Raw genomic sequence first — 11,433 nt, forward strand, 5'->3', positions numbered from 1 at the left:
ATGCGTTGCGATGCGGCGATCCTACACACCTCATCCCCTGTCATCGCCGCGTCATGACACCGTCATCAAGCCGATCGAAGAGGAACGCCCGCCTCGCATTTCGGATTCACCATGGCCGCCAAAGCGCTTTCGGTCCTGCCGACCATCGATCCCACGGCCAAGCTGCACGAGACCCGGCTCGGCGCCTACACCGAGGTCGGCGCGCGCACGAGCCTGCACGAGGTGGCGATGGGCGATTACTCCTATGTCGTGAACGACGCCCAGATCACCTACACCACCATCGGAAAATTCTGCTCGATCGCGGCGATGACGCGGATCAATCCCGGCAATCATCCGATGCACCGCGCGACGCAGGCGCATTTCACCTATCGGTCCAGCGCCTATTTCGAAGGCGAGAGCGACGATGCCGATTTCTTCGACTGGCGGCGGCAGCATCACGTTCATATCGGCCACGACGTCTGGATCGGCCACGGCGCGATCGTGCTGCCCGGCCGCAACGTCGGCACCGGCGCGGTGATTGCGGCCGGCGCCATCGTCACCAAGGACGTTCCGGCCTACACCATCGTCGCGGGCAATCCGGCCCGCATCGTGCGCCGGCGATTTTCCGAGGAGATCGCCGGAAGGCTTGCGAGGCTCGCCTGGTGGGACTGGGATCACGACAAATTGCGTGAAGCGCTGCCCGATTTCCGCAAGCTCGGGATTGAAGATTTTCTCTCGACGTATGAAGCACAGGCAGCTTCCCCTGCAAGCAAGCAAAGCGCGGTCGCGTGACAGACATTTTCCTTGAAGGCGGCCGGGCCCTGGTCGGCACTGAAATCGTCGAAACGTCATTGGCGGTGTCCGGGCAGGACATCGCAGAAGTGGACGCCTCCCGCGGCCGGGCGCGGCTGGCGATCGATGCACGAGGCCTGCTGGTGCTGCCCGGCATCGTCGACCTTCACGGCGATGCCTTCGAGCGCCAGATGATGCCGCGCGCCGGCGTCGACTTCCCGATCGACGTCGCGCTCGCCGACAGCGACCGCCAGGCCATCAGTAACGGCATCACCACCGTATTTCACGCCGCGACCTGTTCGTGGGAGCCGGGCCTGCGCAGCAGCGACAATGCGCGCGGGCTGATGGAGGCGATCGAGCGGCAGCGCCCGCAATTCGCCGCCGACACCCGCTTCCATCTCAGGCACGAAACCTACAATCTCGAGGCCGAAGCCGAGATCGCGCAATGGCTCAGCGAAGGTCGTGTCGACCTGTTCGCCTTCAACGACCACATGGACGGCACGGTCGCCGACATGGCCAAGCCGCGCAAGCGCAACCGCATGGTGGAGCGCACCGGGCTGTCGGGCGAAGAATTCGACCGGCTGGTCGAGCGCGTGGTCTCGCGTGCCGACGAGGTGCCCGCTTCGGTGTCGCGGCTGGCCGCCGCGGCCCGCGCGGCCGAGGTGCGGATGCTCTCGCACGACGACGCGACGCCGGCGATGCGCCGGGAGTTTCGCGAGCTCGGCGCCGACATCGCGGAGTTTCCGATCAACGAGGAAACGGCGCAGGCGGCGGCAAGCCACGGCGATGCCATCGTCTATGGCGCGCCGAACGTCGTGCGCGGCGGCAGCCACACCGGCTGGACCAGGGCATCCGACATGATCGCCAAGGGGCTCTGCTCGGTGCTGGCCTCTGATTATTATTATCCCGCGCAGCTGCTCGCCGCGTTCCGGCTCACTGCCGATGGCGTGCTGCCGCTGACGAAAGCCTGGGATCTGATCTCGGCCGGGCCCGCACGCGCGACCGGCCTTGTCGATCGCGGTGTGCTCGCCGAAGGCCGCCGCGCCGACATCCTGCTGGTCGACGACGGCGTGCCGCTGCGGCCGCGGCTGATCGCGGTGATCTCGGGCGGCAAGCTCGTCCATCTCACCGATGCGACGCGGCTGCTCACCGCGGCAGCGACGCCGCGCGAGGCTGTCGTTGCGGCGTAGATTGGTTATGCTGAGGCAATGACAGGTTTTCCCCGCTACGCGATCTATTTTGCCGCTGGCAGCGATAGCGCCCTCTCCCGCTTCGGCGCCCAGTTGCTCGGCTATGATGCCTATACCGGCAGCGAACTGGCCTTTCCCGCGGACGCAGTGTGCGTCGCCCCGGACTGGCGCGACGTCAGCGCCGATCCCCGCAAATACGGCTTTCACGGCACGCTGAAGGCGCCGATGGCGCTGGCATCAGGCAAGACCGAAGCCGAGCTGATGGCCGCATGCGCGGTATTCGCCGGCAAGGCGCGGCCCCTCCCCCTGATCCGGCCGGTCGTGGATGCCATCAGCGGCTTCATCGCCGTCATTCCGGCCGAGCCGGTCGATGCGCTGCAGCGGCTCGCCGCCGATTGCGTCCGCGAATTCGATTCGTTTCGCGCCGAGCTGACGGCCGACGACCGCGCGCGGCGCAGACCCGACAAGCTGACCGAACGGCAGCGCGACCATCTCGACCGCTGGGGCTACCCTTACGTAATGGAAGAGTTCCGCTTCCACATGACGCTGACCGGGCGGTTGGATGCGGAACGGCGCGGGCCGATCCTTCAGATGCTGCGAGCGCGGTTTGCGGCGTTGAAGATCGAGAAGCTCGAGATCGACCGCATCGCGCTGTTCAGGCAGGATGACGCGACAGCGCGGTTTCGCATCATCGGCGAGTGGCGATTGGCGCGAGTGGACCTCAGCGCCAGCTCACGAGATTGAAGGCGAGCGCCACCGCGCCAACCAGGACGAGGCTGGTCGCCCAGACTGCGTCAAGATTGAACCAGCTTCGCGAGACGAACCTCAACCCTAGATAACGGTAGACCAGCCACGCCAGACACCCGCCGGCGCTGACCATGGCGGCAACGTGCACCACGGACACCAGCACCGCCATCCCGAGATTTGCCTTCATCAGCTCGCCCGCCGCCTCGTGGCCGGCATCGAGCTCGAAGGCCCGGCAGAGCCCGAGATAGATCGGCACGAGCATCAGGGCGGCGCCGTGGGCAATGGCCACGGCAAATGACCAGAGCGCCAATTGCGTCGGCGGAATTCGTGCCAGCACGCGCGGATGGTGCCGGTCGATCAGCCGATAGACGCCGAAGCCGATGACGAGAAGGCTCGCACCGATCTGGATCGGACGCTGCCACTCGGCCAGCACGAGCAGGAACGCGAATGGCAGCAGCACGAGAAATGTTGCCAGGAGATGCCCGGCCGCCAAGGCCCACAATGCACGGAAGAGCGCGCGCGGGCTCTTGTCCATGAGCCCGGCAGACACGGCGAGCGGCCATCCCATGCCCGGATTGATCCCGTGGTAGAGACCGCTCGCAGCAAGCGCGAGCCACAGCCAGCCGAGCGCCGGGTTCGCATGGGTCCCATCTAGACCGACGGGTAGCAAAAGGAGTCGGTCGAACAGTCGCCGCCCTCGAGCCTGATCTGGTGCGCACGATATCCGTCGGGGAAGCTCACGAAATAATCCTTGTCGAGCTCGAGGCCCCCGTTGCGACCGACATTGGCCATGACTTCCACGCCCGGAACGCCGTCGGGATAGAACTGGTCGTCCCAGGTGGAATAGAGCGAATTGGTCCAATAGACGCGCTTGCCGTCACGGCTGATCTCGACCATTTGCGGGCCCGCCGCAAAGGCCTTGCCATTCGGATGGGGGGTGCGGCGCGCGATACCGCCGATATGGACGGAGCCCGCAAGCTTCGGTTTGCGCGGATCACTGACGTCGTACTGGCGCATTTCGCCCGTACCCCAGCACGAGACATAGAGAAACCGATCGTCCATCGACAGATCGATGTCGGTCACCAGCGGCGGCACGGCGCCAAACCCCTGAAGCAGCGGCGGGAGCTGCTCCTTTGGCGCGGGCTCGGGTGGGATCGTCGCCGTCTTCTCCGCATGGAATTTCCCGCCTTCTCGCCACCAGGTCCAGATCGATGCTTCGAGATTCGTGGTGTCGACCACGACGCCGACGAAGCCGTACTCGCGAACCGGATCGTGCGCCGGCCGCACCTCCAGGGCCATCTGATGATTGGCACCGAGGTCGATGGTCTGGACGTTGCGACGGGCGCGAAGGTCCCAGAAGTGCAGACGATGACCATATTTGTTCGCAAGCAGATCTTCCGGGACGATCCCGTTCTCGAACTGCGGCGGCAAGGCCCATTCGCTCGTCACCATGTAGTCGCGCGGCAGATTCCACCAGAAATCATAGTGCAGCGTCTGCGGACCGCGGTCGATCTCCCATCGTCCCAGGACCTCGAACGTCTCGCAATCCATGATGAAGACACCGGGAGGACCGTTGGTGCCGTCCTTGCCACCGCCGCCCAGCGTGCTGACGTAAATGCCGTCCGGCCCGCAATGGATGGTATGCGGCCGCGAGTAACCGGTCTTCTTGAAGACTTCTTCCGGTTCGATGATCTTATGGATCTTGGCTTGGGTCGGATCGGGCTTGGTATCGATGATGTAGATGCGCGACGAACGCAGCCCGGGAATGATGAGATAGCGCCGCTCGATGAAGGCATGTCCGGCGAGCGGCGACAAGGCGGAGGAGCACGCATTCCAGCCGAAGTGATGAAACTCATCGCCCTTGTTCGGCATCGTCACGGTGTGGACGATCTGGCCATAGGTCGGCGATCCCGGCTTGACGTCGATGACCGCGAGAGCATCCGGCTTCGAGAAGTCCGGACTGAGCAGCAACGTGTAGGCAAAGTTCTCCGCAGGTGCTTCCATCGCAAGCTTGGGCGATGCGTGAAAGGTGGGATCGGGCCTCATCGTCATGGCACTGCCTCCCTGTTCTGTCGGTTCGCTCCAACCTGGCTCGGGATAACGGCATAATGAAGAGGTGTTACGCGATGTCTTGAGATGCTCCGGGCCGGTTGGCGAACGTACAATATGTCATCGCCGTGCCGGGGGAAACTGGTCGAACCGCGCTAATTCGACGCCCTCGGGTCGAAATGCGGATCTACGCAGGACGACGCAAGGGCCCGGTTTCCAATCGTCGGCGAGTGGACGCTGGCACGTTAGCCCAGTTGGCGCGGCGCATTTGGCTTTCGTAGGGTGGGCAAAGGCGCGCAGCGCCGTGCCCACGGTCTTTCTCGATGGCAACAGGTGGTGGGCACGCTTCCGCCTTCGCTCTGCGAGCTACGGCGGACAAGTCGCTTTGCCCACCCTACGACAGCGGGATCTGCGGCGTTACTTCCCCCACCGCAAGGCCAGCGCATCGCGCTCTTTCGCCAGCTCCAGCAATCCCGCCCTTGTCGCCGGATGCAGCGGCTGCAGCGGGTGGCGCACGGCGTCCGATTTGATCACGCCGCCGGCCTGCATCATGACCTTGCAGGCAATCAGGCCGCATTGACGGTTCTCGTAATTGATCAACGGCAGCCAGCGTTCATAGGCGGCCTTCGCCTTCTCGCGGTCACCGGCGAAATAGGGATCTACGATCTGGCGGATGCCGTCGGGATAGCCGCCGCCGGTCATCGCGCCGGTGGCGCCGGCGTCGAGATCGGCGAGCAGCGTGATCGCCTCCTCGCCGTCCCAGGGGCCCTCGATGTCCTTGCCGCCCGCCTCGATCAGGCTGCGCAGCTTGGCCGCGGCGAAGGGCACCTCGATCTTGAAGTAGCGGATGTTGGAGAAGTCACGCGCCAGCCGCGCCAGCAGCTCGACCGACAGCGGCGTGCCGGCCACCGGTGCGTCCTGGATCATGATGGGAATGTCGATCGCGCCCGAGAGCACCTTGAAGAATTCGACGATGCCTTTCTCGGGCACGCGGAAAGTGGCGCCGTGATAGGGCGGCATCACCATCACCATGGCCGCGCCCGCCGCTTCGGCCTGCTTGCTGCGCGCGGCGCAGACGGCCGAGCTGAAATGGGTGGTGGTGACGATCACGGGAACCCGGCCCGCGACATGCTCCAGCACCGCATGCATCACGGTCTCGCGCTCGGCATCGGTGAGCACGAACTGCTCGGAGAAATTGGCGAGGATGCAGATGCCGTTCGAGCCGGCGTCGATCATGAAATCGATGCAGCGGCGCTGGCCCTCGAGATCGAGCTCGCCGCGCTCGTCGAAGATGGTGGGCGCGACCGGAAACACGCCGCGATAGGGGCGCTGGGCCTTGTGTGGGGTGACCGGCATCGAACTCTCCATCCCTGATGTCTTACGTCTGTCGCCGCAAATGTGATGCGGCGGCACAGATGTACCCGCCGCGCGGATCGGCGGCAATGCCGAACGCACGACGTCAGGATGGAAGGATGAGGCGGAACTATGCGGTCTTCACCGCGCCCAGGAAGCCCTCGACCGCGACGCGAAGACGATCGGCGTCGGCCGACATTTTCTTGACGGATTCCGACAACACCGTGCCGGCGTTGCCGGTCTCCTGGTTGAGCCTGGCGACGCTGCCGATGGTGTCGGTGACCTCGCGGGTGCCTTGCGCGGCCTGCTGGAAGTTGCGCGATATCTCGGTGGTCGCCGCGCGCTGCTGCTCGACGGCGGCGGCAATCGCCGTCATCTTCTCGTCGATGCCGCCGATGGCGCCGCCGATCGAACGGATGGCTGCGACCGCCTGGCCCGTCGCGCCCTGGATCTCCGCGACCTGACGCGAGATCTCTTCCGTCGCGGTCGCGGTCTGGGAGGCGAGGCTCTTGACCTCGCCGGCAACCACGGCGAAACCGCGGCCGGCCTCGCCCGCACGCGCGGCCTCGATGGTGGCGTTCAAGGCCAGAAGGTTGGTCTGACCGGCGATGGCGTTGATCATCTTCACGACCTCGCCGATGCGGCTTGCGGTCTGATCGAGGATTTCGACCGTCGCGTTGGTCTGCTCGGCCTGCGATACGGCTTCACGGGCCTCGCGAGCGCTGGCCTGCACCTGCGCGGAGATCTCGCCGACGGACGCCGAGAGTTCTTCGGTCGCCGCCGCGATGGTCTCCAGGTTGTTGGTGGCCTGCTCGGCGGCGGAGGAGACGGCGGCGGTCTGGCTGCTCGATTGCGACACCAGCGAGCGCACGCCGGTCGCGGTGGCATCAAGCTCCCGCGTCGAGGCCGCAACGCTCTGGATCACGGCCTGAACCGTATCGTCGAAGCTGCGGCATGCGGAATCGACGGTGCCGGAGCGGGCGAGCTGCAGCGCCTGCTGCGACTGGCGCTCATGGCCCAGACGCTCGGCGGTCGCCGCGCTCTCGCGCAGGCTTTCGAGCGCGGCGGCCATGGTGCCGAACTCGTCGGGATGCCGGGATTGCGGCACCGGCGTCGCATAATCGTGCGCGCTGATGCGGGCGATGGCGTCGAGGATGGCGCGCACCGGGCGCATCAGGCGCGTGCGCACCACGAACACGCCGGCCAGGGTCACGGCCAGCGCGAGCAGGAACGCGAACGACTGCACGATGAGATTGGTGAGGGCCTTGGTCTGAACGGCTTCCGCACGCGCGATCGACTGGTCGAGCGCCGTGTTGGCGACCGCGACGATGGACGCGAAGGGCGACTGGCACAGCGTATTCCATTCCGCAGGCGGCATCGCCGACTTGCCGCTGCCGTCGAAATTCCGCGTGAGATCGTTGATCTGCTTGAGAACGCCATCGGTCTTGGCCTTCGCGTCCGTCGCCGCCTTGACCAGTTCCGCCGGCGCGTCGGGCGCAGCCAGCAATTCGGCCATGCCTGCCCAGCCGGACGTGATGGTGCCGTCCCATTGCGCCACCGACCGCTTCTGGGCGTCGTCAAGCGGCTTGCTGCTGTTGACGTTCGAGCGAAGGGACGAGCAATGGATGCCGTAGCGATCGCGGACCTGCCAGGCGAAACGGCGGACCTGAATCATGCGCGCGATATAGGGATCGTTCATCCAGGCACGGTTCGACACCGCGGTGGAAGCAAGGTTGGCGGTGTCGATGACCTTCGTGACGGCATCGTACCAGGAATTGGTCCGGTCGATCTTACGCTCGGGACGCGGCAGCTTCGCCTCGTCGAAGAAAAGCTGGAACTTCGGGGCGGCCTCGCTCCAGCGCTGCTTCAGCGTGCTTGCGAGTTCGTCGCGGCGGGCGAACTCGATGGTGGAAAGCGCCCCGACGATGGAATCATAGCCGGCCTGCTCGGCTTTCTCGGCCGCACCGAGCTTGGCACGCGGATCATCCTCGCCGAGCAGCGCGCTCTGCGCATCGCCGCGATTGTTACGCAAAGCAAGCACGCCGTGGAAGATCGCCTTGTCCGCGTTCGCAAGCCGTTCCGTCTCCAGACTGTCGCTGTAGCGGCCGAACGCGCCGAACATCTGGATCGCGGTGCTGGTCAGCGCGCCGACGGCCAAAAGCGCCATCAGAACAAGAAGTAGCTTGCTTACCGATTTCTTAAAGATTGACATGGCCAGGGGACCTACTCTCCGCGAGTGGTCACCCTGCACCGGCACATCCCAAAGTTCCGTTAAACTTGTATCAAATGTTAATCGCCGGCCTGCCAAGCCGCCGTTCACGCGACCTTGGTGAAATCGGGCGGACGGCGCTCGGCGAAGGCCGTGAACGCCTCGCGCGCTTCGGCGGTGCGCAGGCGCTGGGCGAACTGCTCGCCTTCGGCCTGCATCTGCGCGACCAGCACCTCGCCGTTGCGCATCAGGCGCTTGGTGGCGGTGAGAGCGCCGGCCGGCTGGCGTGCCAGGCGCTGGGCGAGCGCGAGCGCCTCGGCATCGAGCTTGTCGAGCGGAACCACGCGGTTGGCGAGGCCCCATTGCAGCGCAGCCTGCGCCGGCACCGTTTCGCCGAGCGCGAACATCTCATAGGCGCGGGCATGGCCGATGCGCGCGGGCATCAGCAGGCTGGACGCCGCTTCCGGCACCAGCGCGAGGCTGACGAAGGGCGTCGACAATTGCGCGTTGTCGGCGAGCACAACGAGGTCGCAATGCAGCAGCATCGTGGTGCCGACGCCGACGGCGCGGCCCTGCACCGCCGCCATCAGCGGCCTCGTGCAGCGCGCCAGCGACTGGATGAAGCGGACGACATTGCGGCTGCCTTCGGACTTGCCGGCTGCGACCGCGGCAAATTCGCCGACGTCGTTGCCGGCGGTGAACATGTCGCCCTCGCCGCGGATCAGGATCACGCGGGCCGATGCGTCGCTCTCGGCGGCTTCGATGGCGTCCGCGAGCTTGCCGTACATCGCATCGGTCAGCGCGTTCTTCTTGTCGGGCCGCGCCAGCGTGAGGGTGAGGATTCCGTTATTGGTCTCGATCCGGACATGCTCGGTCATTGATCTGCTCCTTGGTCTGAATGTCGTGTTTCTGAAGATCTTGGAAACTTGTCCTGAATGCTGGTCAGCCAGCGCGCGACGATGTCGATCTCGGCCGCCGTGAATCCCTCCGTCAGCGCCGCGTTGACCTGCTCTGCGCCGGCTTTCGCCTGCGCCAGCGCGGTGCGTCCCTTCGGCGTCAGAAAGATGCGCCACGCGCGTCCGTCTTCGCGATCGACCCGTCGCTCGATCAGCTTCGCAGCCTCCGTGCGGTCGACGAGGCCGGAAATGCCGGCCGGCCCCATGTCGAGCGCCGCGCCCGCCTCGCCCATCAGGACGCCGTCCTGCTTGCCGAGGATGAACAGCAGTCCCGCTTGTGCCGGCGTCACGTCGTTGTCCGGCTGCGCCGCCATCCAGCGTTGCAGGCGGCGTTGTGCGACGTTGAGCAGGTAAATCAGCCGATGATGCCGCGCGTCAGCCGCTTTATTTCGCATGCGAAATATTTAGCCGGGCGCGAGGTGGTTGTCAAACGAACCGTTTGACTACGGCGCGCAGGTGAAGCTCGCCGCCTCGGTCGCCGATCCCGACTTGTAGTGCGGCCAGGCCGGCCAGCGGCACAGCGGCAGCGCCCGGGTCACTGCGAAGGACGGCGCCTCGACCTTCTGCTCGCTGACTTCGAGATCGCCGGGTGCCTTGCCCTTCTCGACCCAGTCGACCAGCACGCTGAGCATGTCGACATTGGCCGGCGCGCCGGAGCCGACATGGTCGACGCCGGGCGCGGTGTAGAGCCGCGCGAATTCGGCGGTCTCGGCCTTGCCGAGCTTGCGCTCGACGCTCTCGAAATAGCGGATGCCGGCATAGGGGCTCTGGGCATAATCGGCCATGTGCTCGAGCATGATCAGCCGGCCGCCGCGCGCGCGGAAGCGGCTGAGATCGGGATCGGTCGAATCCATCAGCTTCGACACTTCGAGCAGCCGCGCCTTGTGCTCCTCCACCTTGTAGGTGGTGACGTCGAGCTTGGGATCGCGCGCGAACACATATTGGATGCCGCCGGCGCCGTAGATCCAGGCGATGCCGTTGTTGGGCGCGGGCGGCTGGGCCGGCGGCGCCGTGCCGAGCCACCACGCGGTCCAGCCGCCGGTCGGCCCGATCGCCGGCGTGTCCTCGCCCGAGACGCCCCAGCCCGGATAATCGTCGAGACCATTGGCGAGCGCGAACGGGAATTTGTAAGGTCCGCGCAAGGTCTCGATCGCCTTGATCTGGGCGTCGGTCAGGCACTGATCGCTTGTCTTTCCGTCCGCGCAGCGCAGCGTCTCGGCCTTGAAGGCGGCCTTGCAGCCGACGGGATCCTGCACCAGCGCATCGTCGGAGCCGTCGGCCTTGTCGCACGCCGCCCGCACGGCCTCGCCGACGAGCTTCACCTGCGCCGGGTTGATCCAGCCTGCGCCCATGGTGACGAGACCCGAGCGCGTGCCGGCGTGCTGCAGGCCGACCCAGTTGATCACGGGCACGCGGGCGAAGATGCCGTCGAAATCGTCGGGGTAACGCTGTGCCATGGTGAGGCCTTCGCGGCCGCCCTCGGACGAGCCCATGAAATACATCTTGTCAGGCTTCTTGCCATAAGCGCGCTCCATCAGCCCAACAGCCGTGTCGCGCACCCGCTTGTAGGCGCGATGGGCAAAGTTCTCGAACGCCTCGTCATTGAGCGCAAAGACCTGCGGCAGCTCGCCTTGCTTGATCTCATGGCCCGAATCCGTGCCGTAGGTGACGAAGCCGCGCGCCAGCGGCGACGGCTTGTCGAACGGATAGGCCGGCGGCAGCGCAAGGCCGGTGATCAGCACGCCGTTGAATCCGCCGCCGCCATATTGCAGCGAGCGCCCATTCCACTCGACGGGAAGGTTGACCTGAAACTTGATCGGCGGCGCCTTGGGGTCGACGGGGTCGATATGGCCGAGCACCTTGCAGAAGGCGGGACTGGCCGGCGTGACGCGCCCCGACGGCGTCGGCCCGCGTTCGGCAACAGCAAGCGGCGACGGTGCTTGCAGCGTGGCGGAATCGACCTTCGTGGCGTCAGTGCCGCCGTTGAGGCCCTTGCAGACTGTTTCTGCATTCTCCGCCAGGGTGGCGGCGACCACCGCGTTCGCGCTCAGGGCGGCCGCAGCGCCCACGAGCCATGCGCACAGCTTCGCTGTTGTCAGCGTCATCGTTTCCACCCCTAGTGTCATATTCAGTCTGCCAGAGGCCGCATTCAATGCGA

At 65.8% G+C, this 11,433-nt stretch carries 10 protein-coding genes; 3 read left to right on the forward strand and 7 right to left on the reverse strand.

Annotation, left to right across the window (positions count from 1 at the left end; all coding sequences use genetic code 11):
- Nucleotides 1-111 precede the first annotated feature (111 nt).
- From RPS27_RS10840 to RPS27_RS10850, 3 genes are read left to right on the forward strand one after another with little or no spacing between them, the layout of a single operon-like run.
- Nucleotides 112-771: a chloramphenicol acetyltransferase gene (locus RPS27_RS10840; protein WP_212065185.1), complete on the forward strand. Its 660-nt coding sequence runs from the start codon at nt 112-114 to the stop codon at nt 769-771.
- Nucleotides 768-1,961 (forward strand): alpha-D-ribose 1-methylphosphonate 5-triphosphate diphosphatase, encoded by a 1,194-nt coding sequence (locus RPS27_RS10845; protein ID WP_313753999.1) that lies wholly within the window; start codon nt 768-770, stop codon nt 1,959-1,961. The genes RPS27_RS10840 and RPS27_RS10845 overlap by 4 nt, the downstream gene beginning before the upstream one ends.
- Nucleotides 1,962-1,979: 18 nt before the next feature.
- The gene (locus tag RPS27_RS10850; RefSeq protein ID WP_212065183.1) at nt 1,980-2,705 is read left to right on the forward strand and encodes a DUF1045 domain-containing protein; all 726 of its coding nucleotides are present in this window, start codon (nt 1,980-1,982) and stop codon (nt 2,703-2,705) included.
- Here RPS27_RS10850 and RPS27_RS10855 read toward each other — a convergent pair.
- The 7 genes from RPS27_RS10855 to RPS27_RS10885 all read right to left on the reverse strand — a co-directional run bounded on the left by RPS27_RS10855 (nt 2,683) and on the right by RPS27_RS10885 (nt 11,380).
- Complete coding sequence (locus tag RPS27_RS10855; RefSeq protein WP_249131387.1) at nt 2,683-3,276, reverse strand: hypothetical protein; 594 nt, start codon at nt 3,274-3,276, stop codon at nt 2,683-2,685. The two genes, RPS27_RS10850 and RPS27_RS10855, sit on opposite strands and share 23 nt — an antisense overlap.
- An 83-nt stretch (nt 3,277-3,359) precedes the next feature.
- Entirely contained in the window at nt 3,360-4,760 is a 1,401-nt protein-coding gene (locus RPS27_RS10860) for a selenium-binding protein SBP56-related protein (RefSeq protein ID WP_211415664.1), read from the reverse strand.
- 414 nt (nt 4,761-5,174) lie between these two features.
- A complete protein-coding gene (locus tag RPS27_RS10865; RefSeq protein ID WP_211415663.1) occupies nt 5,175-6,113 on the reverse strand; it encodes a dihydrodipicolinate synthase family protein in 939 nt (312 codons plus the stop codon).
- Between the two features lie 127 nt (nt 6,114-6,240).
- The gene (locus tag RPS27_RS10870; RefSeq protein WP_211415662.1) at nt 6,241-8,322 is read right to left on the reverse strand and encodes a methyl-accepting chemotaxis protein; all 2,082 of its coding nucleotides are present in this window, start codon (nt 8,320-8,322) and stop codon (nt 6,241-6,243) included.
- Nucleotides 8,323-8,426: 104 nt separating this feature from the next.
- Nucleotides 8,427-9,197 carry an enoyl-CoA hydratase gene (locus tag RPS27_RS10875; RefSeq protein ID WP_212065181.1) on the reverse strand — a complete coding sequence of 257 codons (771 nt, stop codon included), beginning with the start codon at nt 9,195-9,197 and terminating at the stop codon, nt 8,427-8,429.
- Entirely contained in the window at nt 9,194-9,670 is a 477-nt protein-coding gene (locus tag RPS27_RS10880) for a MarR family winged helix-turn-helix transcriptional regulator (RefSeq protein ID WP_212065180.1), read from the reverse strand. The genes RPS27_RS10875 and RPS27_RS10880 overlap by 4 nt, the downstream gene beginning before the upstream one ends.
- Nucleotides 9,671-9,718: 48 nt before the next feature.
- The gene (locus tag RPS27_RS10885; protein WP_313754000.1) at nt 9,719-11,380 is read right to left on the reverse strand and encodes a tannase/feruloyl esterase family alpha/beta hydrolase; all 1,662 of its coding nucleotides are present in this window, start codon (nt 11,378-11,380) and stop codon (nt 9,719-9,721) included.
- Between the last annotated feature and the right edge of the window lie 53 nt (nt 11,381-11,433).

The sequence above is a fragment of the Bradyrhizobium sp. WYCCWR 12699 genome (assembly GCF_032144035.1).
In the GTDB taxonomy this organism is placed as follows: domain Bacteria; phylum Pseudomonadota; class Alphaproteobacteria; order Rhizobiales; family Xanthobacteraceae; genus Bradyrhizobium.

Bases quoted from the DNA above. Each gene is read 5' to 3' on its own strand.
- RPS27_RS10840 (WP_212065185.1), top strand. From the start codon at position 112: ATGGCCGCCAAAGCGCTTTCGGTCCTGCCGACCATCGATCCCACGGCC.
- RPS27_RS10850 (WP_212065183.1), top strand. From the start codon at position 1,980: ATGACAGGTTTTCCCCGCTACGCGATCTATTTTGCCGCTGGCAGCGAT.
- RPS27_RS10855 (WP_249131387.1), bottom strand. From the start codon at position 3,276: ATGGGATGGCCGCTCGCCGTGTCTGCCGGGCTCATGGACAAGAGCCCG.
- RPS27_RS10860 (WP_211415664.1), bottom strand. From the start codon at position 4,760: ATGACGATGAGGCCCGATCCCACCTTTCACGCATCGCCCAAGCTTGCG.
- RPS27_RS10865 (WP_211415663.1), bottom strand. From the start codon at position 6,113: ATGCCGGTCACCCCACACAAGGCCCAGCGCCCCTATCGCGGCGTGTTT.
- RPS27_RS10870 (WP_211415662.1), bottom strand. From the start codon at position 8,322: ATGTCAATCTTTAAGAAATCGGTAAGCAAGCTACTTCTTGTTCTGATG.
- RPS27_RS10875 (WP_212065181.1), bottom strand. From the start codon at position 9,197: ATGACCGAGCATGTCCGGATCGAGACCAATAACGGAATCCTCACCCTC.
- RPS27_RS10880 (WP_212065180.1), bottom strand. From the start codon at position 9,670: ATGCGAAATAAAGCGGCTGACGCGCGGCATCATCGGCTGATTTACCTG.
- RPS27_RS10885 (WP_313754000.1), bottom strand. From the start codon at position 11,380: ATGACGCTGACAACAGCGAAGCTGTGCGCATGGCTCGTGGGCGCTGCG.